Genomic DNA, 25536 nt, shown 5'->3' with positions numbered 1-25536 from the left:
GAGCACGCTCCTCGTCGGCACCCTTCTCACTGAACAGGGCTCCAGTGCGTACACACCACCAGGGGCGCGCCGTCGCGCGCGCTCGCAAGATCCTCACCGGCGTGGTCGTCGCCGGACTCGCGGGCGTCGCGCTCGTCGGGCTCGGCACGACCACCGCGTCCGCCGCGGCACCCGCGCAGACCACCTTCGTGAACGAGGGGTTCACCGGCGCGAGCGCCGGCACCGCCTACATCCTGCCGTCGACCCAGTCCGGTGCCGCGAACGTCGCGTGCCTCACGGCGAAGCCGGCAGCCGGCTCGTCGAACACCGGCTCGGTCCCGACGTGTGCCGGTGCCACGGACGCGGACGGCAGCGGCGCGCTCCGCCTGACCGGTGCGGAGAACAACCAGGCCGGTGGCCTCGGTGCGAAGCAGTCCGTCCCGATCACCAAGGGCGTCGACGCGGTCTTCGACAGCTACCAGTACAACGGCACCTCGGCCGACGGCATCGTCTTCTACCTCGCCGCGACCGACCCGTACAACCCGACCGTGCCGGCGAAGATCGGCTACCTGGGCGGTTCGCTCGGCTACAGCGCGAGCACGGCGAACAACGCGCAGGGCCTCTCCCACGCGTACCTCGGCATCGGCCTCGACCGCTTCGGCAACTTCGGCAACCGCGAGTTCGGCGGCACCGGCTGCACGACCGACCAGGGGACGAACCGGACCCTCACGGCGAACGCCGTGACCGTCCGAGGCCCCGGCGACGGCGGCACCGGCTACTGCGTGCAGTCCCGCACCGTGGTCAACGGGTCGCTCAACAAGACCGGCGTCACGGACCGTGCGCAGGCCAAGGTCCCCGTCGAGATCGTGATCAACCCGACGTCGTCGGCGCTCGCCGCGCAGGAGAACACCGCGGTGTCCGTTCCCGCCGGCCAGTACGCGGTCGTCTTCACGTCCATCGGCGGCACGCAGCAGGTCGTCCGTGGCGCCCTGCCGAAGCTCACCACCGGCAACGCCGCGAACGTCGACCCGTCGTGGGTCGACCCCGCCACCGGCTACCCCTACAAGCTCACCTACGGGTGGGTCGCGGGCACCGGCGGACAGAACGACATCCACGAGGTCAACTACCTCCGCACCACAACGGCCGCCGGTCCGGTGCCGGTGCTGACCGCCAGCACGGGAGGCACGGCCACCGTCGCGCACGCCGGTTCCGGCGCGTACACGGTCACCCCCACCGTCTCCGCTGACGGTGGCTCCGAGTCGCAGCTCGTGCGCACGACCACCACGTTCCCGGCGGGCGTCACGCCCGACGTGTCCGGCGTGACCGGTGCGGGCTGGACCTGCCAGCCGCCCGTCGGGCAGGTCGTCACGTGCGACCAGGCCGTCGACGCCGGATCGCCCCTCGTACCCGGCACGGTGCTGCCGACGCTCTCGATCCCGTACACGGTGACCGGCGCAGCGCGCTCCGCGACGATCTCCACCGTCCTGGCGTCCACGGACGCCGAGGCGGTCACCGTCACCCGTGGCCTGACCGTCGAGCAGCAGGGCACGACGCTCACCGTCGCCGACGCCACCGCGACCGTGGGCGACACGGTCACGCTGACCGCCCAGGTCGCGTCGTCCGCGAAGACCGGTGCAACCGCGCCGACCGGCACCGTCACGTTCACCGACACCGAGACCGGCGGGGTGCTCTGCACGGCGACGATCGTCGACGGTGCGGCCTCGTGCGACACATCGACGTCGACGGTCGGCACCAGCGGGGTCACCGCGACCTACGAGGGTGACGCGGACCACACCGCAGCGACCAGCACGGGCACGCTCACCGCGACCAAGGTGCCGACGGCCGTCGTGGTCGAGTCGACCCCGACGTCCGCTGCGTACGGCGAGCAGATCACGCTCGACGCCACCGGCCTGGGCTCCGGCTCGGAGACGGTCGCCGCGCCGACCGGCACGATCGAGTACCGCGAGGGCACCACCGTCCTGTGCACCGCGACGCTCCCCGACACGAGCTGCGTGGCCGAGGGCCTCGGCGCCGGCACGCACACGGTGACCGCCGTCTACTCCGGCGACGCGCTGCACGCCGGCTCGACCTCGGTCGCAGTGGACCTGACCGTCCGCAAGGCCTCGGCGGCCATCGGCACCCAGCCCGGCACCGGTGGCGGCGACCCGAGCGGCGGCGGCGAGCCGACCGTACCCGACACCACGGTGACGGTCACGCACGGCGAGACCACCACGCTCGACACCCCGAACGTGCCGGAGGACGCCACCGGCACCATCGAGTACGTCACCGACGACGGCACCGTCCTGTGCACCGCGACGCTGCCCGACACCACGTGCGCGATCCCGTCCGACCTGCCGGGTGGCAAGTACACCGTGCACGCCCACTACAGCGGCGACGACAACTACGAGGCCGCCGACGGTGCGCCGTTCGAGCTGGTCGTGACCGCGCAGTCGACGGAGCTCGTGGCGAGCACCGACGCGACGGCTCCGGTCGTCGGCTCGAAGGTCCGCCTGACTGCATCCGGCCTGCCCGCCGGCGCGACCGGCACCGTGACCTTCACGGCCGCGGACGGCTCCGTCCTGTGCACCGTCACGTTGCCCGAGACGACCTGCGAGACCGACGCCCTGCCGGTCGGCACGAACACGGTCTCGGCTGCCTACAGCGGTGACGCGTCGTTCGCCGCGTCGAGCAGCGCGCTCGAGATCGTCGTCGCGGCACTCCCCGCCGTCGAGCCGACGCCGGGGCCGACCGACGAGCCGTCCACGCCGGAGACCTCGGCGCCCGCATCGGCACCGTCGGCAACCGCGTCCGTCACGCCTGCGCCGACCACCACCGGTGCGCTCGCGTTCACGGGTTCGCCCGTGGCCGTGGGCACCGCCATGGCACTTGCCGCAGCGCTGCTCATCGCGGGCCTGGTGCTCCTGATGGTCCGTCGCACCCGGGCCGCTCGCGGCACGGTCGCCGACACCACCGCGGAGTAACCGACCGCACGGACGAGGACGGCGCCCCGGGCAGTTGCCCGGGGCGCCGTCCTGTTCGTGCGCCTGGTGTCCGTCAGTCGCGGCGCGCGGTGTCGGTCGCGTTGATCGCCGCCAGACGTTCGTTGTACGCCTTCAGGTCGGCGTCGCCGTCGCGTTCGGCCTTGCGGTCGAGCCGCTTCGCGTCGCGCTTGTCCGTACGGATCCAGTTCCGCACCACGAGCAGCGCGACGAAGACCATCGGCAGCTCGGAGGCGCCCCAGGCGATGCCGCCGCCGGTGTGCTGGTCGTCGAGCAGTGCGGCGTCGTTCGTCTGGCCGAGTGCGTGGAACCAGTCGATCGCGAACACCGACTGCGAGGTCATCACGGCGACGCCGAAGAACGCGTGGAAGGCCAGCGTCGCGAGCAGCGCGATGATCAGGATCGGGTACGGCGGCCGTTTCGGCCCCGGGTCGACGCCGACGAACACCCAGAAGAACAGGTAGCCGCTCAGCACGAAGTGGACGACCATCGCGACGTGCCACTCGTGCGACTGCATCGCCGCCTGGTACGCCGGCGTGAAGTAGAACACCACGAGCGACCCGGCGAAGATCACACCAGCGACGGCGGGCTTCCCCATGAACTGCATGTACCGGGAGTGCACGAAGAGCATGAGCCACTCGCGGGCCCCGCGGGAACCGTCGTTGCGGACCGGCAGGGTGCGCATGGCGAGCAGCACCGGGCCGCCGAGCACGAGCGGCAGCGGGACGAACATCATGAGCAGCATGTGCTGGACCATGTGCGACGAGAAGTGGATCATGCCGTACACGGCCGGTCCGGCCGACGTGGTCCAGATGAACAGGGCGCAGCCGATGACCCAGGCGATGGTGCGCCCGACGGGCCACTTGTCGCCGCGCTTCCGGAGCTTCCGCACCGCGAGCAGGTACCAGACGGCACCGACGACGGCGAGCCCGAGCCACACCCAGTCGATGTGCCACTGCGTCAGGTACGTGTGCATCGTCTGGGCCGGCGGGAACGGGAACCCGATCAGGCCGGAGCGGGTGTCCTCACCGGTCTCGGGCGTCTGCGGGATCGGCGGCTGCGAGCGGGACACGGCCACCGAGACGCCGATCGCCACGGCCATGAACACGATCTCGGCGAGCGCGAACCGGGTGAACCGACGGCGGTCGAGCGGCGCGCGGAGCAGCCCGGGCACCAGCTTGCGGCGCTGCACCACGCCGGCGACCCCGAGCAGGACGAGGATGACGGCCTTGACCGTGATGAGTGCGCCGTACGGGGTCGTGACGAGGTCGAGCGGACCGGTCAGCCGCAGCGAGGCGTTGACGATGCCGGAGAACGCGACGGCGCCGAACGACCACCCGGCCAGCGTGGAGTACCGGGAGACCACCCGACCGGTCGCGCCCTTCGTGCGGGTGCGCAGCAGCACGACGGCGACGAGCCCGCCGGCCCAGACGCACACCCCGATCAGGTGGATCGCGAGGGAGTTCACGGCGTTGGCGTGCTCGAGCGACCCGGCGGCGTGGCCGGACAGCGCCAGGGGGAGCAGGGCGAAGAGGCCGAACACGGTGGCGACGGCGAGCGTCGTGACCCGGGTGGCGAACGCGGCGAGCACGGTCGCGATGAGGATCGCCGCCGCGGAGACCACGAGTGCCTGACCGATCTCGACCTGGAACGCGAACAGCATGAAGTTGCGGGCGAACACCGGACTGGTGAGCGGGACGCCGAGAGTGTTGGCGCCGGTCAGCACGACGGTGACTGCCGCGGCGAGGAACCAGATCGATCCGGTCGCCGCAGCCCAGCGCGTGGCACGGTGCTGCACGCTCGACAGTGCCCGGTGGTCCTTCTTCTGTGCCGGCAGCGCGAACGCGGCGACGATGAGCAGGCCGACGGTCAGCGCCGCCATGGTGTCGTGCACCACGCGGGCGATCGGCAGGCCGTACTCGACCACGTCACCGGCGGACACCAGCTGCTGGTTCGCGGTGAACGCCCCGGTGATCGTCAGGCCGAGGATCGAGCACGCGACCGCGAGCGGGATGGCGACGACCAGCACGGTCGCGACGGTGGACGTGCGCGCGGTGACGGGCGCGGATTCCGGCGCCGGGCCTCCGGGCTGGGTTGCGGGGGACGTGACGGTCATCAACCTTGTTCCAGGGACGCGTGCGTCCGCGAGACCGCGGACCCTCCATGGTAGGCGGGTCGGTCTGGAGGCGCGGTGTCAGTCCGCAGCGCGCGCTGCGGCCCGCCTCAGGCTCGCGCCGACGACCCCTGCAGGTCGCGGATCCGGCCCAGCTCGTCGAAGTCGACCGTGATGGTCCCGTCCGCCAACGTCAGCGTGCGCCCGTCCCAGGGGACACCGCGGAGCGACGCCCAGCTCCCCACAGCGCGGCGGTGGTCGTGCACCTCGGTCGTCTGCAGGCCCTCACCGAAGACGCGGACCATCCGGGGCACCGTCGGTGGCGCGAACAGCAGGCCCTCGAACAGCACCCAGAGGCGGGAGCCTCCGCCGACGTGCCCGCCGAAGCCGAACCACGAGCCGGTCGCCAGCCGTGCCGCGATCGACATGTCCCACGCGAACTCGTACCCGGCGTCTGCGGCGTCGGCCTGCCGGTGCTCGCCGAACGGGACCTCGCCCTGCACGAGTTCCGGGATGCCGAGCCGTTCGCCCAGCGCGCGGGTGGCGTTCGCGGCGGCGAGCACCGACGCGGGGTACTGCGACGGATTCGCCCAGCCCCAGAGCCAGGTACGCGGCCCCGGTGCGGCCGACCCCAGGAGCTGGATCCGGAACTCGCCCGGGTGCGGCCCGACGAACTGCAGGGTGCCGGCGGCGAGGTCGACGTTCCAGCGTTCGTGGTCGTCGTACCGGTCGGCGAGCTGCAGCTGCGCCTCCCAGGCCAGGAAGACCCCGTCGCTGACCAGATCGTCCATCCCCCGTGAGCGCGCCATGGGGGAACCCTACGCCGGGCGGTGTTCCCAGATCCCCTCGCTGCCGACGCCCACGAACCCGACGGCCTCGTTCACGTCGAGCATCGGGCGGTTCTCCTCGGCGTTGAAGGTGATGATCGACGGTCGGCCCGGGAAGCGCCGCTCCAGCTCCTCGATCCCGACCACCTTGAGCAGCCACCCGAGCCGGTGGCCGCGGTGCTCCCGCAGCACCAGGGTGTCCCACTGCATCGCGGCGCGCGCGGAGTCGTCCGGCACCGCCACCTGCGTGAAGCCGGCCAGGATCCCGCTCGGGACGTGCTCGACCGCGACGGTGAGCATGGTGCGAGGTGCCCGGGCGAGCTCGTCCTCGTGGGCGCGCAGTCGTTCGGGGGTCCAGACGTCCTCGGGTTCGTCCATGTCGCCGGACGGCGCATCGGTGCTCATCCGGGTCTCGAGCAGCGCGATGCCCTCGAGCCACTCGTCGGGGGTCCGGCCCGTCCAGGCGTGCACCGCGTAGTCCGGTCCGGCAGCGGCCGACGCCCGGTCGTGCAGCTCGCGCACGACGGAGTGGTCGGCGGGCAGTGGCAGCCGGCTGATCCGGTTCACCTGCCCGAACCGCCAGCCGCGGCCGGTCAGGAACCGGACCCCCGCTTCGTCCTCGGGCACGGCACCGAATCCCGTCGGCGCCTGCACGTACCCGGGCCCGGACGCCGAACCCACCTGGCGGGACACGGCGTACGTCTTGCACTGCGTGCGTCCCTCGGCTCGGGCGATGCCCTCGAGGTGGTCGGCGAGCAGTGTCCCGACCCCGCGACGCAGGTGCTCGGGCGCGACACCGACGGCCAGCCAGCAGTTGCTCGTGCCCGGTTCCTGCTTGGTGTCGTACGACCCGGCGGCGACCGTCGCGCCGGTCTCGTCGCGCACCGCGAACAGGCGGCTCGGAGCTCCTGGCTCGTGGCACATCGGCAGGTACTCGTCCGGTACCCACACGAGTTCACGGAGCCCGTGCACCGCGACCTCGGCGGCGTCGGACACGGCGAGCCACTCGCGGAACGCCTGCACGGTCCCCGGGTCGTCGTCCATCGTGGCGGGGACCACGAGTTCGTGGACGGTGTACGCGGTCATGTCGGTTCCTCCCGGCGGTGCGACGCCGCCCGGCTCCGGACAGCCTCGCAGCATATCGGCGGGGGTCCGCTGCCGCTAGGCTGCACGGCGTGCTGCTCTCCGATCGCGACATCACCGCCCAGCTCGCCGAGGGCCGGATCGGTCTCGACCCCCACGACGCCTCGCTCGTCCAGCCGTCGAGCATCGACGTCCGGCTCGACAAGTTCTTCCGGCTGTTCGACAACCACAAGTACCCGCACATCGACCCCGCGGTCGACCAGCCCGACCTGACCCGGCTGGTCGAGACCGACCCGGACGAAGCCTTCGTGCTGCACCCCGGTGAGTTCGTGCTCGGCTCGACGTACGAGGTCGTCACGTTGCCCGACGACATCGCCGCGCGGCTCGAGGGCAAGAGCTCGCTCGGACGCCTCGGGCTCCTGACCCACTCGACCGCGGGCTTCATCGACCCCGGGTTCTCCGGCCACGTGACGCTCGAGCTGTCGAACGTCGCGACGCTGCCGATCAAGCTCTGGCCCGGCATGAAGATCGGGCAGCTGTGCTTCTTCCAGCTGTCCAGCCCTGCCGAGAAGCCGTACGGCTCGGCCGAGTACCAGTCGCGGTACCAGGGCCAGCGGGGGCCGACCCCGTCGCGTTCGGCGCAGAACTTCCACCGCGCGGACGTGTCGGCGCGACCCTGACCGCGGTTCACCCGACCCGGAACGACGTCAACGATGTCGTGCGACATCGATGACGTCGTTCCGAGTCGACACCGCCATGTCTCCCAGCGGACGAAATGTCGCATTCTGTGTATCGTTGCAGCATGTCCGCAGTCCCTCCACGTCCGATGCCGACGGTGTCGGCGGCCGCGCTCATCCGTGACGCCCGTGACCGCGCCGAACTGACGCAGGTGCAGCTCGCTCGTCGGGCCGGTGTCACGCAGAGCGTCATCAGCACGTACGAGAACGGCCGCCGTGAACCCTCGCTCGCCGCGCTCCAGCGCATGCTCCGGGCGGCGGGCTTCACCACGTCGATCGACCTGCTGCCGGTCGAGGACCCACCGCCCCTGCGGGAACGCGTCGCCGCCGCACGACAGGACCTGATCGCCGTCGTCGAGCGCTTCGGCGGTCGGAACCCGCGGTTGTTCGGCAGCGTCGCCCGCGGAGACGATGGCCCGGGCAGCGACGTCGACCTGATGATCGACGTCGACGCCGGGCTCGGCATCTTCGCGCTCATGCGCATCCAGGACGACGCCGAGCGACTGCTCGGCGTGCGTGTCGACGTCGTGGACGCCGCCGGCATGAGCCCCGAGGTCGTCCGACGCGCGGTGCCCCTGTGAGCCAGGAGCCGGTGACGCCCCGGCTGGTCGGTGATCGACTCGACGACGTCATCGGCGCGTGCGAGGCCATCGGTCGGTACGTCGGCGACGAGCGGCTGCCCGAGGACCTGGTGCACGACGCCGTCCGGATGCGGTTGGTCGAGATCGGCGAAGCGGTCCGTGTCCTGCCGAGCACCGTCACCGCGAGCGAGCCGGACATCCCGTGGTCGCGGGTGTCCGACCTCGGCGACCGGCTGACCCGACGCTACTTCGACACCACCCGCGCGGTGGTGTTCGGCACGGCCCGCACCGACGTGCCGTCTCTGGCGGAGGCGGCGCGGCGGCTCCGAGCGTCGCGACCCTGACCCTCCGCAACACGGCGGCGTCTTCGCGCGACCCGGCCCTGACCCTCCGCAACACGCCGGCGTCTTCGGGCGGACCGGGTTCCGCAACACGCCGGCGTCGTCGCTCCCCGCCCGGATCCCGCCCAGACGCCGCCGAATACTGCGGCGTCTCGAGCACATGTCGGCGCCGTGCGAAGACGACGGCGTCACGCACCGCAGCCCGCAGCCCGCAGCCCGCACCGCAGCCCGCACCGCAGCCCCACGACCACGCAGGACGGCCCCGTCTCGCCGAAGCGAGACGGGGCCGTCCGTGTGTACTGGCGAGATCAGCCCTTCTTGGCGAGCTCCTCGAGTGCGTCGTTGCCCTTGTAGGCCTCGACCGCGTTGTCCTTCGTGACGAGGATCGGCGTCAGCTCGACGGCCGGCACGATCTTCTTGCCGTTGTCGTTGTTCTTGTCCTTCGTCGTCTTCGGGGTCTTGCCGTCGGCGAGGTCGGACACCAGGTCGATGGCCGCCTGGGCCTCCTCCGTGGTGTTCTTGTAGATCGTCGAGTACTGCGTGCCCTGCATGATGAGCGGGATGGAAGCGGTCTCCGAGTCCTGCCCGGTCACGACCGGGTTCTCCTTGCCGGCGGCCTTGGTCGCGGTGAGGATGGCACGGGCGAGGGTGTCGTTGGGCGACAGGACGCCGTCGAGCTTCGTGCTGCCTGAGTAGTACTGCGAGAGGAGGTCGGTCATGCGGGACTGGGCGTTCTGCGCGAGCCAGCCCTTCGTCTGCACCTTCTGGAAGGTGGTCTGGCCCGAGACGATCTTGATCGTGCCGTCGTCGATCTTCGGCTGCAGGACGTCCATCGCACCGTTGAAGAAGACGGTCGCGTTCGCGTCGTCAGCCGAACCGGCGAAGAGCTCGACGTTGTACGGTCCGTCGCCCTTCTTCTCCTTCAGGCCCTTGAGCAGCGCCTCGGCCTGCAGCTGACCGACCTTGAAGTTGTTGAACGCGACGTAGTAGTCGACGTTCGTCGTGTTCAGGATGTTGCGGTCCCAGGCGATGACGACGGCGCCCGAGGACTTCGCCGACTTGACCTGCGCGGTCAGCTGCGAGCCGTCGGCCGCACCGATGATGACGGCCTTCGCACCCTTGGTGATCATGCCCGAGATCTGCGACTGCTGGTCCGGGACGGGGTTGCCGGCGTTGGCGTACTGGATGTCGGCCTTGAAGCCGGCGTCCTCGATCGACTTCTTGAACGCTGCACCAGCGAGGACCCAGTTCTGCGAGGTCTTGGCGGGCAGGGCGACACCGATCAGGTCGCCCTTCTTGATGGTGGTGGAGCTGCCGCTGCCGGCGTCGTCGGACGAGCCGCGCGACGAGCAGCCGCTGAGGGCGAGGCCCGCGATGAGCGCCAGGCTGAGGCCGGCGACGATCTTCTTGCGCATGTGATTGCTTTCTCTTCGTTGAGGAGGGGTGGGGCCTGAGGCCCCGCTGTGGGGAGGTGTGAGCTAGGGGAGGGTGATCTTGTCCGGCTGGTCCTCGATGGACCGCGGCTGCTGGGCGGCCACCGTGTTCTGCTCGGTGTCCTTCCGCTGGAACTGCCGCATCATGCCGCCGATGAGTGACGGACGTCCCTGCGACTTCGAGTAGACGTCGAAGGCGACGGCGACGAGCAGGACCAGACCGCGGATGATCTGCACCTTGTTGGACTCGAGGCCCATCAGCTGCAGGCCGTTCGACAGCAGCGCCATCACGAGACCACCGATGATGGAACCGGAGATCGTGCCGACACCGCCGGCCACGGCGGCGCCACCGACGAACACGGCGGCGATCGCGTCCAGCTCCCAGCCGGTGCCGTCCGCGGGTCCGGACGCACCGGAGTAGGCGACGAACACCATGCCGGCGACGGCGGCGAGGACGGACATGTTCATCATGACGAAGAAGTTGACCTTCTTCGCGGAGACACCGGACAGGACGGCGGCGCTGGAGTTGCCACCGACGGCGTAGACCTGGCGACCGAAGATCGTGTTCTTCGTGACGAAGCCGTAGACGATCGTCAGGACACCGAGGATGATCGCGACGATCGGGACCGAGGTACCGACCGGGCCGGCGCCGAACAGGTACGTGGCGACGAGCGTGACGGCGACCAGGATGCCGGTGCGCACGACGGAGACCCACAGCGGCGGGACCTCGGCCTGCATCTTGCGGCGCCGTGCGCGTCCGCGCGCCTCGATGATGATGAGTGCGGCGATGGTGGCGAGGCCGAGCAGGAGCGTGCCGTTGCTGTAGCCGAAGTCGGGCCCGAAGTCACCGAGGAAGCCGGCGCCGATCGGGGTGAAGCTGTCCGGCACGGGGACCGACGTCGAGTTGCCGATGATCTGGTTGACGCCACGGAAGATGAGCTGCCCGGCCAGCGTCACGATGAACGCCGGGACGCGGACGAAGGCAACCCAGAACCCCTGCCAGGCACCGATCACGGCGCCGACGACCAGGCCGAGCAGGATCGCGGCCCAGACCGGGAAGTTCCACACCGCGATCGACTGGGCCACGATGATGCCGACGACTGCCGCGACCGAGCCGACCGACAGGTCGATGTGGCCGGCGATGATCACCATGACCATCCCGAGCGCCAGGATGAGGATGTAGGAGTACTGCAGGAACAGGTTGATCACGTTCGTGGGCTCGAGGATCAGCCCCTGGGTGGTGATCGCGAAGTACGCGAGCAGCACGATGAGCGCGATGATCATGCCGTACTGGCCGATGCTGTTGCCCTTGCCGAAGAGCAGTTTCAGGTTGTTCATGAGGCGGTGGCGCCCTTCCGCGCGGAGGTCATGCTGCGCATGAGCGATTCGGGATCGGCCTGGTCGGCCGGGAGGTCAGCGGTGATCTGGCCCTCGAAGATGGTGTAGATCCGGTCGGAGAGACCGAGGAGTTCCGGCAGCTCGGACGAGATGAGGATGATGCCCTTCCCCTCGGCCGCGAGCTGCTGGATGATCCCGTAGATCTCGAACTTGGCGCCCACGTCGATGCCGCGGGTGGGCTCGTCGAGGATCAGGATGTCCGGGTCGGTGAACATCCACTTGGACAGGACGACCTTCTGCTGGTTGCCGCCGGACAGCTTGCCGACGTTCTCCTCGACGCTGGGCACCTTGGTGCGGAGCATCTTGCGGTACTTCTCGGCGACCGAGTACTCCTCGAGCGAGTCGACGACACCGGCCTTCGAGATCTTCTGCAGGTCGGCGGAGACCGTGGACCGCTTCACCGTGTCGAGCAGGTTGAGGCCGAGGGCCTTGCGGTCCTCGGAGACGTAGCCGATGCCGTGCTGGATCGCCTGCTGGACGTTGGTGACCTTGATCTCGTGGCCGTCCTTGATGATCTCGCCGCCGAGCCAGGTGCCGTAGGAACGACCGAACAGGCTCATCGCGAGTTCGGTACGACCGGCACCCATCAGGCCCGCGAACCCGACGATCTCGCCGCGCTTCACGTGGAAGTTCGAGCCCTTGCAGACCAGGCGGCTGGCGTCGAGCGGGTGCTGCACGGTCCAGTCGCGGACCTCGAAGAAGGTCTCGCCGATCTTCGGGGTGCGGTCCGGGAACCGGCTCTCGAGCGACCGGCCGACCATGCCGCGGATGATGCGGTCCTCGTTGACGCCGTCGCCCTTGACGTTCAGCGTCTCGATGGTCTTGCCGTCACGGATGATCGTGATCTCGTCGGCGATCTGCTCGATCTCGTTGAGCTTGTGGCTGATGATGATGCTCGAGATCCCCTTGGCCTTCAGCCCGACGATCAGGTCGAGCAGGTGCTGCGAGTCGTTCTCGTTCAGGGCCGCGGTCGGCTCGTCGAGGATGAGGAGCTTGACGTCCTTGTGCAGGGCCTTCGCGATCTCGACCAGCTGCTGCTTGCCGACACCGATGTTCTTGATCTGCGTGTCCGGGTCGTCGGCGAGCCCGACGCGGGCGAGCAGGTCCTGGGCGCGGAGCTGCGCGGCGGTCCAGTCGATGCGCCCGAAGCGTCCCGGCTCGTTTCCGAGGAACAGGTTCTCGGTGATCGAGAGCTCCGGGATCAGCGCGAGCTCCTGGTGGATGATCACGATGCCGGCCTGCTCCGACTGCTTGATGTTCGCGAAGCGGACCTCTTCGCCCTCGAAGACGATCTCGCCGTCGTAGGTGCCGTAGGGGTAGACGCCCGACAGGACCTTCATCAGGGTCGACTTGCCGGCGCCGTTCTCACCGCAGATCGCGTGGATCTCACCGGCGCGGACGTTGAGGGAGACCTCGGAGAGCGCCTTGACACCAGGGAACTCCTTGGTGATCGAGCGCATCTCGAGGATGGTCTCGGGTGCGGTGATCGACCGGGTCTCGAGGCCGGTGTCGATCGGGGTTGACGCCACAGTGCATCTCCTTCTGCCGCTGCGATGCGGCAGTTGTTCGGGTGGTTCTGCTGCGGCAGCGAATGGGCGCAGGTGGCCTGCGTGGACTTCGTTGTCGCGTCCGGTGCCCCGCTGGTGTGACGCTCATGTGAACGGTCACATCGGCTGGACGGAGGTAATTTACGCACAGCCCCGGTGCGGCTGTCAATTCGGATTGGTCGCGTTTTCGTAACGGCCTGCGTGATCTGGCGGAAGCAGGCTGATCACGTCCCCCGCGTTGGGGTGATCGTGCGGAGTTCCGCACGCGGTGCGTGCGTTCCCACTGGGCGGACGGGAGGCCCGTGGCGGCGTCCACACGGGCCTCCAGTCCGCCTGTCGGTCGCGTCTGGAGCCGGGCGTACCTGGCGGAATCGGGCGTACCTGGTGCGTTCTTTCGACCAGGTATGCCCGCTCCGGCAAGGTGTGCAGCGGCGCGTCAACGACCGCGCGGGGCCCCCGTGGACGCGCGCACGACGAGCTGCGGGACGATGTCGATCGGCCGCAGGAGCTCGTCCTCGCCGGGCAGGAGCAGGTCGACGCAGCGGCGGCCGAGCTCGGCGAAGTCGACCTGCACGGTGGTGAGCGGCGGCCAGAAGTGCTTCGCCTCGGGGATGTCGTCGTAGCCGACCACCGACAGGTCGCCCGGCACGTCGAGCCCGTACGAGCGGGCCGCGTGCATGACGCCCAGGGCCATCTGGTCGTTCGAGCAGAACACCGCCGTGCAGTCCCGCCACCGCAGGAGTTCTCGGCCGGCTTGGTAGCCGAAGTCCGCGGTCCAGTCGCCCAGGATCGGCGGGACGACGGACATGTCGCGGTCCGACATGGCACGGAGGAAGCCCTGCATGCGGGCGTCGGCCTCGATCCAGTCCTGCGGGCCGGCGATGTGCCGGATGTACTCGTGACCCAGGTCGAGCAGGTGCTCGGTGGCGAGCCGCGCGCCCTCCATCTGATCGACCCACAGGGCCGTCGGGTCCTCGCCGACGCTGGCCCGCATCGTCACGTACGGCGTGCGGATGCCGAGTTCCTCGATCAGGTCGAACACCCGTTGCTGGGGTGCGATGACGACGATGCCCTCGACGTCCAGGTCGAGCAGGTGCCCAAGCCCCTCACGCACGGCGGTGTCGGTCGCCTCGGCGATGTTCGCCGTCGTCACCGAGTACCCGCGCAGCATCGCCGCGTCCTCGATCGCCTGCAGTGCGACCGCCGGGCCGTAGTGGGCGCGGCGGGCCGTCAGGACGCCGATCGTGTGGGTGCGGCTCGTGACGAGGGCCCGCGCCGCACGGTTCGGCCGGTACTGCAGCTGCTCCATCGCCGCCAGCACCTTGTCGCGCGTGGCGTCGCGGATGGCGTCGGAGTTGTTCAGCACCCGCGAGACGGTCTGGTGGGAGACGCCCGCGATCCGTGCGACGTCACGGATGCTGGGCGAACGCGGTTGCTGTGCCCGCGATGACGCCATTGCTGCTCGTTTCCGCCCGGGGCCGTGGCACGTCGATGTGCACGTTCACATTCCGGGCCAGATCATTATGCACGTCCGGCGGATCGACGCCACCTGAACGTCCTCGACGCTGCGGCCTCGCTGCGTGTCAGAGCCAGTTGCGCTTGCGGAAGATCGCCCAGAGCACACCCATCAGGGCGAGCATGCCGAGGATCGCGACCGGGTAGCCGTACCGCCAGTGCAGTTCCGGCATGTGGTCGAAGTTCATGCCGTAGACGCCGGCGATCAGGCCGGGGGCGAACAGGATCGCCGCCCACGACGAGATCTTCTTGACCTCCTCGCCCTGACGGTGCGCGGCGCGGGCGAGCTGCCGGCTCTCCTCGCCCTGCGCCAGGCTCGCACTGGTCATCCGCCGCATTGCCTCGTTCTGCTCCTGCGACACCAGGGTCGCGTGCAGGGTCAGGGCGTTCTCGAGCAGGGACCGGAACGAGTCGACCCGCTCCGTCACGCGCAGGGCGTGGTCGAGCACGTTGCGCAGCCGGTGCTGCACCTCGTCGTCGACGCCGTACTTGTCGGCCCCGCGGAGCAGGCCCTTCACCATCGCGGGCACCGGCTTCGTGGCGCGTTGGAAGGACAGCACCTCGCTGAGCAGCTGGTAGATGCGCTTCGAGACACCCGGGTCGACCTGCCCGGCGAAGAGCTGGTCCTCGATGGCGTCGATGCCGTCCTGCAGCACCTCGACCACCGGGCCGTAGCCGTCCACGACCTCGTCGAGCACCGCGGCGGTCACGGCCTCGGAGCCCAGCGCCAGGAACTCGGGGTCGGCCTCGACCTGGGCGCGGAGTGCCGCGAGGTCGGGGCGCTCGGCGTGCCGGACGCTCACCACGAACCGGTCGCCGACGAACAGGTGCACCTCGCCGAACTCGACCGTGCCCTCGGCGCGGTCGAACCAGGCCGGACGGAGCACCAGGAAGAGCGTGTCGCCGTACCGCTCGAGCTTCGCGCGCTGGTGCCCCTTGCGGGCGTCCTCCACCGCGTTCTCGTGCAGGTCGAACTCGGTCGCGACGGCGTCGAGTTCCTTCGGGTCGGGGCGGAGGAGTCCGATCCACGCCAGGTCGCACCGTGCGACCTCGTGGCGTGCGCCGAGCGACAGGGTCGACGGAGAATCGATGCGACGTCCTTCGACGTAGATCGCGTTGTCGATCATTGCCATGCGCGTGCTCCTCGTGGTCGGGAGCAGGCAGGCGCGATGCCGCGGACGGACCGCAGCGGGCGGAGGAGATCTAGGACACGGGCGCGGCGGCGAGGGGGAGGGGCTGCCGGCCCGCGCGAGGATGGTCACCCGACATCGCGCCTCACCTGCCCTTCTCCTGGTCGTGCGGCCGCGGTGCGCAGCCTCGTGGCCACAACCGTGGCCGACGTCCGACCCTACTCCGGATGCACGAGGGAGCCAAGCGCTCGGCCGCGCTCGACCGAGGCTCGGCCTGGACGACGGTTCTCGTGCTCGCCGGCACGAGGAGTGTCGCTGAGCCCGAGTCTCGGCCCAGGCGGGCGCGCCGGATCAGCGGGTGATGTGCAGGCCCGCGGCCTCGAGCTCGGTCAGCTGCCAGCCCAGCCAGGGGCTCCAGCCGAACGGCGCACCGGCGACGGCGGCCCGCAGCGAGTCCTCGGAGACCCAGGCGTACTCGGCGACCTCGTCGTCCGCGGGAGCGGGCAGGTCATCGGTGACGGCGCGGAACACCGGGCAGACCTCGTTCTCGACGATCCCCGAGGCGTCGACCGCGCGGTACCGGAAGTCCGGCAGCACGAGCTCGACGTCGCGCACGGTGATGCCGAGCTCGCGTGATGCCCGGCGGGCGATGGCGTCCTCGAACGACTCGTCCGGGCCGGGGTGCCCGCAGAACGTGTTCGTCCAGACACCGGGCCACGTCTTCTTCGACAGGGCGCGACGGGTCACCAGGACGTCCCCGTCGGTGTTGCGGACGTGGCACGAGAAGGCCAGGTGGAGGGGCGTGTGGTCTGTGTGCACCGTGAACTTGTCCGCTGTGCCGATCGGGGTACGGTCGTCGGCCAGCAGGACCACGGTTTCCGGGAAAGCGCTCATCTGCACCGATAGGTTAGGCCAATGAGCGAGGAAGCGGCCACCGTGGCGCACATCGACCTCGCGCTCGTTGACGACTGTCTCGAGCGCTTCTTCGTCGTGTCCTCGGCTCGTGCCGCGCGCTACGGCCGTCCGTCCGAGGAACTCTGGCGGGTGCTCCGCAAGGCGAGCCTGGGCGGCAAGCGCTTCCGGCCGCGCATGGTGCTGACCGCGTACCTCGGCCTCGGCGGGGACGACGTGCACGCCGCCGCGCACGTCGCCGCGGCCTACGAACTCCTGCACACCGCGCTGGTGGTGCACGACGACGTCATCGACCGTGACTGGGCGCGCCGCGGCCAGCCGAACGTCGCGGGCTCCTACCGCGACGCCGGCACCACCGGTGGGCTGCCGCTGCCGACCGCCGAGCACCGCGGGATGAGCGCCGCCGTGATCGCGGGCGACCTCGCGCTCTCCGGCGCACCGCGGTTCATCGAGTCCTCTGGTGTGACGGGCGAGCGTCGCGGGCGTCTGCTCGAACTGCTCGACGAAGCCGTGTTCGCCAGCGCCGCCGGTGAGATGACCGACGTCGACCTGGCCCTCGGCGTGATGCCGACGGTGGACGAGGTCCTGGCGATGGAACGGGCGAAGACGAGCGTGTACTCGTTCGAGGCGCCGCTGCAGTCCGGTGCCGTGCTCGCCGGCGCGCCCGAGACCGTCGTCACCGCGCTCGGCGCCTTCGGCCGCGAGATCGGCATCGCCTACCAGATCGTCGACGACCTGCTCGGGGTGTTCGGCGACGAGACGACCACCGGCAAGAGCGTGCTGGGGGACCTGCGCGAGGGCAAGCGGACCATGCTCATCGCGTACGCGGCCACGACCGACTGCTGGCAGGACATCGCGCCCTACCTGGGTGACCCGGACCTGACCGAGGACCGCGCGGCCGAACTCCGTGCGACCCTGGTCACCTGCGGCGCCCGTGCCGCAGCCGAGTCCCGGATCGCCGACCACGTCGCACTCGCCCGTGCCGAGCTCTCCGGACTGCCGTACGACCTCGCCGACCGCCTGGAGGGCCTCGTGACCGAACTCGTGGAGCGCGCCCGGTGACGACCGACACCACCCGGACCGGCAGCGCGCCGTCCGGTCGGCTCCCCCTGTACGACGCCACGGCCGAGGCGGCGTCGAGCGTCGTCATCGACCGCTACTCGACGTCGTTCGGCTTGGCGAGCCGGCTGCTCGCCAAGGACACCCGCGAACACATCCGCAACGTCTACGCGCTGGTGCGCGTCGCCGACGAGGTCGTCGACGGTCCCGCGACCGAGGCGGGGCTCGACCCCGACCTGGCACGGACGGTCCTCGACGAGCTCGAGGCCGACACCGAGCGCGCGATCGCCCTCGGTTTCTCGGTGAACCCCGTCGTGCACGCGTTCGCCCGGAGTGCACGGGTCACGGGCTTCGGCGCGGAGCTCACCAAGCCGTTCTTCGCGTCGATGCGGATGGACCTGGAGCGCACCGAGCACGACGACGCCTCGTTCGCTGCGTACGTGTACGGCTCGGCCGAGGTCGTGGGGCTGATGTGCCTGCGTGCGTTCGTGTACCGCGCCGGCCGCCCGACCTTCGACCAGGCTGAGCTCGTCGCGGGAGCCCGTGCGCTCGGCGCCGCGTTCCAGAAGGTGAACTTCCTGCGCGACCTGCACGCCGACTTCGAGGTGCTCGGCCGCTCGTACTTCCCGGGGGTCGACATCCGCTCGTTCGACGAAGCCACGAAGCAGCGCCTGGTCGCCGACGTGCAGGGCGACCTCGACCACGCGGCCCGGACGATCCGGCTGCTGCCGGCCGACGCCCGGAACGCCGTCGGACTCGCGCACGCCCTGTTCCAGGAACTCAACGACCGCATCGCCCGCACGCCGGCGACGCGCCTGGTGACGACGCGCGTGCGCGTCCCGAACCCGGTGAAGGCGCGCCTGGCCGCACAGGTGCTCGCCGGACGCGCCCCCGTGCGGTCGAAGGTGGCCACCCGTCGGCCAGGAGGCACGTCATGACCCCGCCCCGCGCCTCCCGTCCGACGGTCGTCGCCGCCACCACCCGGCGCAAGGTGCCCGCTCGACGCGCCGTCGTGATCGGCGGCGGCATCAGCGGACTGGCGTCCGCGGCGCTGCTCGCGCGGGACGGCTTCGCCGTGACCGTGCTCGAGCAGCGGTCGCAGCTCGGCGGCCGTGCCGGTTCGTGGGAGCGCGACGGCTTCCGGTTCGACACCGGGCCGTCGTGGTACCTCATGCCCGAGGTGTTCGACCACTTCTTCCAGCTGCTCGGCACCTCGGCCGACGCCGAACTCGACCTCGTGAAGCTCGATCCCGGGTACCGCGTCTACAGCGAGGGCAACGACGAGCCGATCGACCTGCGCGCCGACGCCGAGGCGAACATCGCGCTGTTCGAGTCCGTCGAGCCCGGAGCCGGCAAGCGCATCCGGAAGTACCTCGCCTCGGCCGAGGACACCTACGCGATGGCGATCCGTCGGTTTCTGTACACGACGTTCCAGGACCTCACGAAGCTCGCCGCCCCCGACGTGCTCCGTCGCCTGCCGAAGCTCGCCCGGCTCCTGCTGCAGCCGCTGTCGTCCCGCGCTGCCTCGGCGGTCAAGGACCGACGGCTCTGGCAGATCCTGGGCTACCCCGCGGTCTTCCTGGGCACGAGCCCGTACGCCGCACCGAGCATGTACCACCTGATGAGCCACCTCGACCTCGCCGACGGGGTGCTCTACCCGAAGGGCGGCATCACCGAGGTGATCGCCGCGGTCGAGCGGGTTGCCCGTGCCGAGGGCGCGAAGATCATCGCCGGCGCGAAGGTCGAACGGATCGTCGTCGAGGACGGCGTCGCCACGGGGGTCGTGCACCGCGACCGCGACGGCGTGCAGCACACCGCCCCGGCCGACCTGGTCGTGAGCGCCGCCGACCTGCAGCACACCGAGATGCAGCTGCTCGACCGCGAGCACCGCACCCACGGTGCTGAGCACTGGAAGACCCGCGACCCCGGACCGAGCGCCGTGCTCGTCTACCTCGGCATCGACGGACCGACGCCCGGCCTGCTGCACCACACCCTGGTGTTCACCGAGGACTGGAAGGCGAACTTCGGCGCGATCTTCGGCAAGGACCGGCACGTCCCCGACCCCGCGTCGATCTACGTCTGCGCGCCGTCGGAGACCGACCCGTCGGTCGCGCCCCGCGGCTCGAGCAACCTCTTCATCCTGGTGCCCCTGCCCGCCGACCTGTCCATCGGCAAGGGCGGGATCGACGGTGCCGGCGACTACGAGGTCGAGCAGATCGCCGACCGCGCCATCGACGTCGTCGCCGAGCGTTCGGGCGTCCCCGACCTGCGGGACCGCATCCGGGTCCGTCGGACGATCGGCCCGCGCGACTTCGCCGACGACCTCAACGCGTGGAACGGGTCGATGCTCGGCCCCGCCCACACGCTCAAGCAGAGTGCGTTCTTCCGCGAGAAGAACGCATCGGCCAAGGTCGAGGGCCTGTACTACGCCGGGGCGTCCACGATCCCGGGCATCGGTCTGCCGATGTGCCTGATCAGCGCCGAGGTCCTGCTCAAGCGGATCCACGGCGACACGAGCACCGAGCCGCTGCCGACGCCGCTCGGCACCCCGCGGAACCAGGCCGGCACCGTCTGATGCCGGGGATGTACCTCGCCGGCCTGGTCGTGTCGCTGATCGGCATGATCGTGCTCGACGCCCGCTTCCGGCTGTTCTTCTGGCGAGCGCCGTGGCGTGCGGCTGCGGTGATGGTCGTCGGCGTCGCGTTCTTCATGGTGTGGGACGTCGCCGGGGTCGCGTACGGCATCTTCTTCATCGGCCCGCAGCACCTGCTGACCGGGGTGCTCCTCGCCCCCGAGGTCCCGCTCGAGGAGCTCTTCTTCCTGCTGCTGCTCTGCTACTCGACGATGGACCTGGTCGGCTTCGTCCGGCCCGTCGTGCAGCGGTCGCTCGGACGGCGGCGCCCGTGACCGGCTCCGGCGCCTACGCGCTCCTGGCCCTGCCGTTCTTCGCCGTCGTGGCGGTGGTGGCGGTCGTCGCCGGCGTCGTGGCCGCGCGCCGTGCACGAGCGGCGGGACGCGCACCGGGGTCCGGGCGTCGGATCGCGCTCGTCACGTCGCTCGTCGCCGGGATCGCGCTGCTCGTGATGACGATCGTGTTCGACAACGTCATCGTGACCCTGCGCATCGTCGCCTACGACCCCTCGCTCATCAGCGGGGCGAAGATCGGGGCGATCCCGGTCGAGGACCTCGCGTACGCGATGGCGGCGATCGTGCTGCTGCCCAGCCTGTGGGTCCTGTTCGACCGGACGGGCCCACGCGACCCGGCCGCCGCGCGCCCCGCGCCCGACCCGACCACCGCACCACCGGAGGACGCCCCGTGAACGCCAGCACTGCCTCCAGGCCGTCGACCCTCCGCGCCCTGTTCGTGTCGTCACGCCCGATCAGCTGGGTGAACACCGCCTACCCGTTCGGTGCTGCGTACCTGCTCGGCAGCGGGGTCGGCGTCGAGGGCGGCGGTGGGTTCTCACTCGTCGCGTTCCTGGTCGGCGTCGTGTACTTCCTGGTGCCCTACAACCTGGCGATGTACGGCATCAACGACGTCTTCGACTACGAATCCGACCTGCGCAACCCGCGCAAGGGCGGCGTCGAGGGGGCGCTGCTCGACAAGAGCGTGCACCGCACCACGCTCTGGGCCGTCGTCGTCACCAACGTGCCCTTCCTGGTCGCGCTCGTCGTCCTCGGGGCGGTGAGCGGGAACGGGCCGTGGTCGTGGCTCGTCCTCGCGATCAGCGTCTTCGCCGTCATCGCGTACTCGGCGCCGGGGCTGCGGTTCAAGGAGAAGCCGTTCCTCGACTCCCTGACCTCGTCGACCCACTTCGTCTCGCCCGCGATCTACGGCCTGGCGCTCGCCGGACCACACTGGACCGGACAGCTCGTCGCGGTCTGCATCGCCTTCTTCCTGTGGGGCGTCGCCTCGCACGCGTTCGGCGCGGTGCAGGACGTCCTGGCCGACCGGGCCGGCGGCATCGGGTCCGTCGCGACCGTCATCGGTGCGCGGGCGACCGTGCGACTCGCGTTCGTCGCGTACCTGGTCGCCGGCGTCGCGCTGTTGTTCTCGGCGTTCCCCGGGCCGATCGCGGCCGTCGTCGTGATCCCGTACGCGCTCAACGTGCTGCCGTGGTGGAACATCACGGACCAGGGCGCCGAGGCCGCGAACGCCGGGTGGAAGCGGTTCCTCTGGATCAACTACCTGGCGGGGTTCATCGTGACGATGGCGCTCATCGCCTACGCCTTCACGCACTGAGCGCCCGGGTCCCGTCCCGTCCCGCCGGTCCCGTCGGCGTCCCGTCGAGGTTCCGAAATCTCGGCATCTCGACGTCGCCCGACGCGCTCCGTGGAACCTCGGCGCCGCGCACACGGCATGTCGTGGAACCTCGGCGCCCGCCGCGCGCAGGACCGACGGCGCCCGCCGCGCGCAGGACCGACGACGCCCGCCGCGCGCAGGACCGACGGCGCCCGCCGCGCGCAGGACCGACGGCGCCCGCCGCGCGCAGCACCGACGGCGCCCGCCGCGCGCGGCACCGAGAGCGCCCGCAGCGCGCAGCACTGACAGACTGGACGGACGCGTCACGGGAGTCGTGACGCGGCAGCCACGAAGGAGTGCACGCATGACGGTCCGGATCATCCACGTCGGTCTCGGAGGGTGGGGCGGCAACTGGGCCCGCACCGCCATCCCAGAGGTCTCCGAAGTGGAGGTGGTCGGGATCGTCGACCCGGTGCCGGCAACGCTGACCGCCGTGCAGCAGGACCTCGGGCTGCCCGCGTCCGCCGCGTTCGCGTCCCTCACCGAGGCGCTCGCCGGGGTCGAGGCCGACGCCGTCGTCATCACCGCCCCCGCCGTCACCCACGTGCCGCTCGCGCTCGAGGCCCTCGACGCCGGCAAGCACGTCCTGGTCGAGAAGCCGTTCGCCAACACCACGGACGAGGCCGTCACCGCCGTGCGCCGTGCCGAGGAGCTCGGCCTCGTGCTGCAGGTCAGCCAGAACTACCGCTGGTACCCGGCACCGCGCGCCGTGCAGGACCTGCTCGCTGCGAACACCGTGGGCGAGCTCTCCGCGATCAACGTCGACTTCCGGCAGTGGGACAACGACCTGGCGTTCGAGGAGCACCCGCACTACAAGTTCCCGCACGCCATGATCAACGACATGGCGATCCACCACTTCGACCTGCTCCGGATGGTCACCGGACAAGAGGCCGTCCGGGTCTTCGCCAAGGCGACCTTCCCGTCGTACAGCAAGTACCAGGACGAAGCCATCGCCTCGATGCTCATCGAGCTCGATGGCGGGCTGGTCGTCAGCTACCGCGGCAGCTGGCTGAGCCGCGGCCCCCGCACGGCGTGGGCCGGCGAGTGGAGCATCCAGGGCGAGGACGGCGAACTCTGGTTCACCAGCCGCGACGGAGCACCGAACGCGGTCGACGGCGACGTGGTCACCCTCCGCCGCACCCAGGACGACGAGGCCGAGCCCGTCGAGCTGCCCGTGCTCGAGCACACCGACCGTCAGGGCGGGCTGCAGGCCTTCGCCCGCTCGGTCGAGGGCGGCCCGGCACCGGCGACGAGCGGCCGCGACAACCTGCGCAGCCTCGCACTCATGGAGGCAGCTGGTCGTTCGGCTGCCAGCGGCCAGCCCGAGGACGTCGTCGTCCCGTCCTGAACGCCGTGCCCGACGGACGGGAGGCCCGTGGCGGGCCCGCCACGGGCCTCCCGTCCGCCCGGTGGTCACGTCCACCGCCTCGCGCAGGTGCCGCGCCGCGGCCATCTGGGCGCGCCCCCGGCCCAGCCGTGTAGAAACTGGGGAATGGCCAAGGACAGTCTCCCCGAGCTCGAACTCGCGAACGTCCGCACGCGTGAGCGCATGACCGACACCGTCACCGAGCTCAAGCGCCGTGCGAACCTCCCGGCGCGGGCACGCCTCGCCGCCGCGAAGACCCGCCAGCGCTGGCACCGTGACCCCACGCCCCTCGTGGCCATGGGCATCACCGGTCTCACCGGGATCGCGGCGATCATCACCGGCATCGCGATCCGCAACCGCCCCGCCGGACACCTGGCGACACCGCCGGCCAGTTCCGCGTTCACCGCGCTGCTGCCGTTCGGCGCGCGCGGCGACGGCCCCTCGGCCAAGGAGCAGGCGCAGTCCGGCCGCAAGGGTCGCAAGGCCCGGGCCAAGGCCGCCGAGCAGGCGCTGGACCGTGACCCGGCCCACAAGGCCCGCGTGAAGCAGCAGACCGGCATCGCCGCGGTGCAGCGACGAGCGAACAAGAACCGCAAGGCCGCCGTGAAGCGGTCGAAGCAGGCCCTGAAGGCGCGGGGGTAGTCCGATGGCGCAGGAGCAGCAGAAGCCGGACCCGGACGACTCCCGGAAGCCGGACAGCCCCACCGACCTCACCAAGCCCACGCTCGTCTACACGCTCAAGAAGACGCTCCGCGAGTTCACCGGCGACCAGTGCACCGACCTCGCGGCGAGCCTGACCTACTACACGGTGCTCGCGCTCTTCCCCGGACTGCTGGCGATCGTCTCGATCCTGGGCCTCGTGTCCGACCCGCAGAAGACCATCGACTCCCTGCTGACGATCATCGGCAACGTCGGGTCGCAGAGCGTCGTCGACCTGCTGAAGGACCCGATCGAGGGTCTCGTCCGGTCGCCCGCTGCCGGCATCACGTTCGTGGTCGGCATCGTCGGCGCGATCTGGTCGGCTTCCGGGTACGTCGGCGCCTTCGGCCGGGCGATGAACCGGATCTACAACGTCCGCGAGGGCCGACCGATCTGGAAGCTCCGCCCGACCATGCTCGGCGTGACGGTGTTCACCGTCGTCATGCTCGTCGTCGGCCTGCTCGTGCTCGTCTCGGGCCCGCTCGCGCGGAGCTTCGGCGACGTGATCGGACTCGGCGACGCCGCCGCGACGGTCCTGCTGATCGTGCAGTGGCCGATCCTGCTCGTCGTCGCGATCATCGTCGTCGCGGTGCTCTACTACTGGGCTCCGAACGTCAAGCAGCCCAAGTTCCGGTGGGTGAGCGGTGGGTCGATCCTGGCGATCCTCATCCTGATCATCGCGAGCGTCGGCTTCGGGTTCTACGTCGCCAACTTCTCGAACTACAACGCCACGTACGGTTCCCTCGGTGGGGTCATCGTGTTCCTGCTGTGGCTCTGGATCACGAACAACGCGCTGCTGTTCGGTGCCGAGTTCGACGCCGAGCTCGAGCGCGGCCGGCAGCTGCAGGCGGGCATCCGGGCGGAGGAGGACATCCAGCTCCCCGAGCGCGACACCCGCCAGATCGAGAAGCAGGACGAGAAGCGGGCGCAGGACGTCCTCGAGGGGATCAGGATCCGGCAGGGCGCCGACGGCGACTGACCCCCGGAGGCGTTCCTCCGGACGGAGGCGCTACGGTGCGACCGTGCCCGCCTTCCTCGACGGGCTGCCGTTCTGGCAGCTCGTCCTCGCGCTCTTCGTGATCGTGTTCTGCCGCGCGCAGGCCACGTACTGGGTCGCGCGTCTCGCGGTGACGGGTGCCTCGCGCTCCCGCTGGGGTCGCTGGCTGCACTCGCCGGCGGTCCGCCGCGGCTCGGTGCTCCTCGAACGCTGGGGCCTGCCGGTGGTGACGGTGAGCTTCGTGGTGGTCGGGCTGCAGACGGTGATGAACGCGGCCGCCGGGCTCGCCCGCGTGGCGTGGTGGCGGTACACGATCGCGATGGTGCCGGGCTGCGTCGCGTGGGCCTTCCTCTACGCCACCGTCGGGCTCGCGGTGTTCTGGGCGGTCGTCGCCGCGCTGGCCGGCTCGCCGTGGGGCATCGCAGCGGTGGCCGTCCTGGTGGTCGCGGTGGTCGTCGCGGTGACGGTTCTCCACAGATCCCGGAACCGGACGGGAGGCCCGGCCCGGCTTCCGTAG

The 25536-nt window shown here is 70.6% G+C and carries 23 protein-coding genes; 14 read left to right on the top strand and 9 right to left on the bottom strand.

All coding sequences use genetic code 11. The annotated features are described in order from the left end of the window. Positions 1–44: 44 nt before the first annotated feature. Entirely contained in the window at positions 45–2960 is a 2916-nt protein-coding gene (locus tag EDF42_RS09115) for an Ig-like domain repeat protein (RefSeq protein ID WP_123672095.1), read from the top strand. Positions 2961–3033: 73 nt separating this feature from the next. Here the strand turns inward: EDF42_RS09115 and EDF42_RS09110 are convergent, their stop codons facing one another. The 3 genes from EDF42_RS09110 to EDF42_RS09100 form a co-directional block, all read right to left on the bottom strand. Beyond that, entirely contained in the window at positions 3034–5094 is a 2061-nt protein-coding gene (locus tag EDF42_RS09110; RefSeq protein ID WP_123672094.1) for a cytochrome c oxidase assembly protein, read from the bottom strand. Positions 5095–5201: 107 nt separating this feature from the next. Further along, a complete protein-coding gene (locus tag EDF42_RS09105) occupies positions 5202–5900 on the bottom strand; it encodes a DUF6882 domain-containing protein (protein WP_148067685.1) in 699 nt (232 codons plus the stop codon). 9 nt (positions 5901–5909) lie between these two features. After that, positions 5910–7004: a GNAT family N-acetyltransferase gene (locus tag EDF42_RS09100; protein ID WP_185040856.1), complete on the bottom strand. Its 1095-nt coding sequence runs from the start codon at positions 7002–7004 to the stop codon at positions 5910–5912. An 89-nt stretch (positions 7005–7093) separates the two neighbouring features. Between EDF42_RS09100 and dcd the strand changes: the two genes are divergently transcribed. The 3 genes from dcd to EDF42_RS09085 all read left to right on the top strand — a co-directional run bounded on the left by dcd (position 7094) and on the right by EDF42_RS09085 (position 8663). Beyond that, the gene (gene dcd, locus EDF42_RS09095) at positions 7094–7681 is read left to right on the top strand and encodes a dCTP deaminase (RefSeq protein WP_123339996.1); all 588 of its coding nucleotides are present in this window, start codon (positions 7094–7096) and stop codon (positions 7679–7681) included. Positions 7682–7803: 122 nt separating this feature from the next. Next, positions 7804–8319, top strand: coding sequence for a helix-turn-helix domain-containing protein (locus tag EDF42_RS09090; RefSeq protein ID WP_185002620.1), 516 nt, complete (start codon positions 7804–7806; stop codon positions 8317–8319). Continuing rightward, the gene (locus tag EDF42_RS09085; RefSeq protein WP_123339998.1) at positions 8316–8663 is read left to right on the top strand and encodes a DUF86 domain-containing protein; all 348 of its coding nucleotides are present in this window, start codon (positions 8316–8318) and stop codon (positions 8661–8663) included. Before EDF42_RS09090 ends, EDF42_RS09085 begins: the two co-directional genes overlap by 4 nt. A 305-nt stretch (positions 8664–8968) precedes the next feature. Here the strand turns inward: EDF42_RS09085 and EDF42_RS09080 are convergent, their stop codons facing one another. The 6 genes from EDF42_RS09080 to idi all read right to left on the bottom strand — a co-directional run bounded on the left by EDF42_RS09080 (position 8969) and on the right by idi (position 16577). Further along, a complete protein-coding gene (locus EDF42_RS09080) occupies positions 8969–10075 on the bottom strand; it encodes a sugar-binding protein (protein WP_123339999.1) in 1107 nt (368 codons plus the stop codon). Positions 10076–10138: 63 nt separating this feature from the next. Then, positions 10139–11431, bottom strand: coding sequence for an ABC transporter permease subunit (locus tag EDF42_RS09075; RefSeq protein WP_123340000.1), 1293 nt, complete (start codon positions 11429–11431; stop codon positions 10139–10141). Continuing rightward, positions 11428–12951, bottom strand: a complete 1524-nt coding sequence (gene mmsA, locus EDF42_RS09070) for a multiple monosaccharide ABC transporter ATP-binding protein (protein WP_185002736.1) — start codon at positions 12949–12951, stop codon at positions 11428–11430. The genes EDF42_RS09075 and mmsA overlap by 4 nt, the downstream gene beginning before the upstream one ends. Positions 12952–13474: 523 nt before the next feature. Further along, on the bottom strand, positions 13475–14494 hold the full coding sequence (locus tag EDF42_RS09065; protein ID WP_123340001.1) for a LacI family DNA-binding transcriptional regulator: 1020 nt from the start codon (positions 14492–14494) through the stop codon (positions 13475–13477). Between the two features lie 127 nt (positions 14495–14621). Further along, positions 14622–15686, bottom strand: a complete 1065-nt coding sequence (locus EDF42_RS09060) for a magnesium and cobalt transport protein CorA (RefSeq protein WP_123672092.1) — start codon at positions 15684–15686, stop codon at positions 14622–14624. 348 nt (positions 15687–16034) lie between these two features. After that, entirely contained in the window at positions 16035–16577 is a 543-nt protein-coding gene (idi, locus tag EDF42_RS09055) for an isopentenyl-diphosphate Delta-isomerase (RefSeq protein ID WP_111085474.1), read from the bottom strand. A 21-nt stretch (positions 16578–16598) separates the two neighbouring features. Between idi and EDF42_RS09050 the strand changes: the two genes are divergently transcribed. The 10 genes from EDF42_RS09050 (at position 16599) to EDF42_RS09010 (ending at position 25536) form a co-directional block, all read left to right on the top strand. Then, on the top strand, positions 16599–17657 hold the full coding sequence (locus tag EDF42_RS09050) for a polyprenyl synthetase family protein (protein WP_123672091.1): 1059 nt from the start codon (positions 16599–16601) through the stop codon (positions 17655–17657). Then, on the top strand, positions 17654–18592 hold the full coding sequence (locus EDF42_RS18925) for a squalene/phytoene synthase family protein (RefSeq protein WP_260235298.1): 939 nt from the start codon (positions 17654–17656) through the stop codon (positions 18590–18592). Before EDF42_RS09050 ends, EDF42_RS18925 begins: the two co-directional genes overlap by 4 nt. Further along, the gene (gene crtI, locus EDF42_RS18920) at positions 18589–20229 is read left to right on the top strand and encodes a phytoene desaturase family protein (RefSeq protein ID WP_260235297.1); all 1641 of its coding nucleotides are present in this window, start codon (positions 18589–18591) and stop codon (positions 20227–20229) included. Before EDF42_RS18925 ends, crtI begins: the two co-directional genes overlap by 4 nt. Then, positions 20229–20561, top strand: coding sequence for a lycopene cyclase domain-containing protein (locus EDF42_RS09040; protein ID WP_123672090.1), 333 nt, complete (start codon positions 20229–20231; stop codon positions 20559–20561). Before crtI ends, EDF42_RS09040 begins: the two co-directional genes overlap by 1 nt. Beyond that, positions 20558–20974, top strand: coding sequence for a lycopene cyclase domain-containing protein (locus EDF42_RS09035; RefSeq protein WP_185040854.1), 417 nt, complete (start codon positions 20558–20560; stop codon positions 20972–20974). Before EDF42_RS09040 ends, EDF42_RS09035 begins: the two co-directional genes overlap by 4 nt. Continuing rightward, positions 20971–21897, top strand: coding sequence for a prenyltransferase (locus tag EDF42_RS09030; RefSeq protein ID WP_123672088.1), 927 nt, complete (start codon positions 20971–20973; stop codon positions 21895–21897). The genes EDF42_RS09035 and EDF42_RS09030 overlap by 4 nt, the downstream gene beginning before the upstream one ends. A gap of 364 nt (positions 21898–22261) precedes the next feature. Then, positions 22262–23305 carry a Gfo/Idh/MocA family protein gene (locus EDF42_RS09025; protein WP_111085419.1) on the top strand — a complete coding sequence of 348 codons (1044 nt, stop codon included), beginning with the start codon at positions 22262–22264 and terminating at the stop codon, positions 23303–23305. 144 nt (positions 23306–23449) lie between these two features. Next, positions 23450–23965 carry a hypothetical protein gene (locus EDF42_RS09020; protein WP_123672087.1) on the top strand — a complete coding sequence of 172 codons (516 nt, stop codon included), beginning with the start codon at positions 23450–23452 and terminating at the stop codon, positions 23963–23965. Positions 23966–23969: 4 nt separating this feature from the next. Then, entirely contained in the window at positions 23970–25001 is a 1032-nt protein-coding gene (locus tag EDF42_RS09015) for a YihY/virulence factor BrkB family protein (RefSeq protein WP_123340008.1), read from the top strand. A gap of 43 nt (positions 25002–25044) precedes the next feature. Beyond that, positions 25045–25536, top strand: coding sequence for a DedA family protein (locus EDF42_RS09010; RefSeq protein WP_123340009.1), 492 nt, complete (start codon positions 25045–25047; stop codon positions 25534–25536).

Source organism: Curtobacterium sp. PhB172 (assembly GCF_003752545.1).
Lineage (GTDB): Bacteria > Actinomycetota > Actinomycetes > Actinomycetales > Microbacteriaceae > Curtobacterium.
Note: the sequence above shows the minus strand (reverse complement) of the source record. Positions and strands in the feature narration are given on the sequence as shown.

Coding starts and splice junctions, on each gene's coding strand:
- EDF42_RS09110 (WP_123672094.1), bottom strand. CDS start 5,094: ATGACCGTCACGTCCCCCGCAACCCAGCCCGGAGGCCCGGCGCCGGAA.
- EDF42_RS09105 (WP_148067685.1), bottom strand. CDS start 5,900: ATGGCGCGCTCACGGGGGATGGACGATCTGGTCAGCGACGGGGTCTTC.
- EDF42_RS09100 (WP_185040856.1), bottom strand. CDS start 7,004: ATGACCGCGTACACCGTCCACGAACTCGTGGTCCCCGCCACGATGGAC.
- EDF42_RS09090 (WP_185002620.1), top strand. CDS start 7,804: ATGTCCGCAGTCCCTCCACGTCCGATGCCGACGGTGTCGGCGGCCGCG.
- EDF42_RS09080 (WP_123339999.1), bottom strand. CDS start 10,075: ATGCGCAAGAAGATCGTCGCCGGCCTCAGCCTGGCGCTCATCGCGGGC.
- EDF42_RS09075 (WP_123340000.1), bottom strand. CDS start 11,431: ATGAACAACCTGAAACTGCTCTTCGGCAAGGGCAACAGCATCGGCCAG.
- mmsA (WP_185002736.1), bottom strand. CDS start 12,951: ATGCGCTCGATCACCAAGGAGTTCCCTGGTGTCAAGGCGCTCTCCGAG.
- EDF42_RS09065 (WP_123340001.1), bottom strand. CDS start 14,494: ATGGCGTCATCGCGGGCACAGCAACCGCGTTCGCCCAGCATCCGTGAC.
- EDF42_RS09060 (WP_123672092.1), bottom strand. CDS start 15,686: ATGGCAATGATCGACAACGCGATCTACGTCGAAGGACGTCGCATCGAT.
- idi (WP_111085474.1), bottom strand. CDS start 16,577: ATGAGCGCTTTCCCGGAAACCGTGGTCCTGCTGGCCGACGACCGTACC.
- EDF42_RS09050 (WP_123672091.1), top strand. CDS start 16,599: ATGAGCGAGGAAGCGGCCACCGTGGCGCACATCGACCTCGCGCTCGTT.
- crtI (WP_260235297.1), top strand. CDS start 18,589: ATGACCCCGCCCCGCGCCTCCCGTCCGACGGTCGTCGCCGCCACCACC.
- EDF42_RS09040 (WP_123672090.1), top strand. CDS start 20,229: ATGCCGGGGATGTACCTCGCCGGCCTGGTCGTGTCGCTGATCGGCATG.
- EDF42_RS09025 (WP_111085419.1), top strand. CDS start 22,262: ATGACGGTCCGGATCATCCACGTCGGTCTCGGAGGGTGGGGCGGCAAC.
- EDF42_RS09020 (WP_123672087.1), top strand. CDS start 23,450: ATGGCCAAGGACAGTCTCCCCGAGCTCGAACTCGCGAACGTCCGCACG.
- EDF42_RS09015 (WP_123340008.1), top strand. CDS start 23,970: ATGGCGCAGGAGCAGCAGAAGCCGGACCCGGACGACTCCCGGAAGCCG.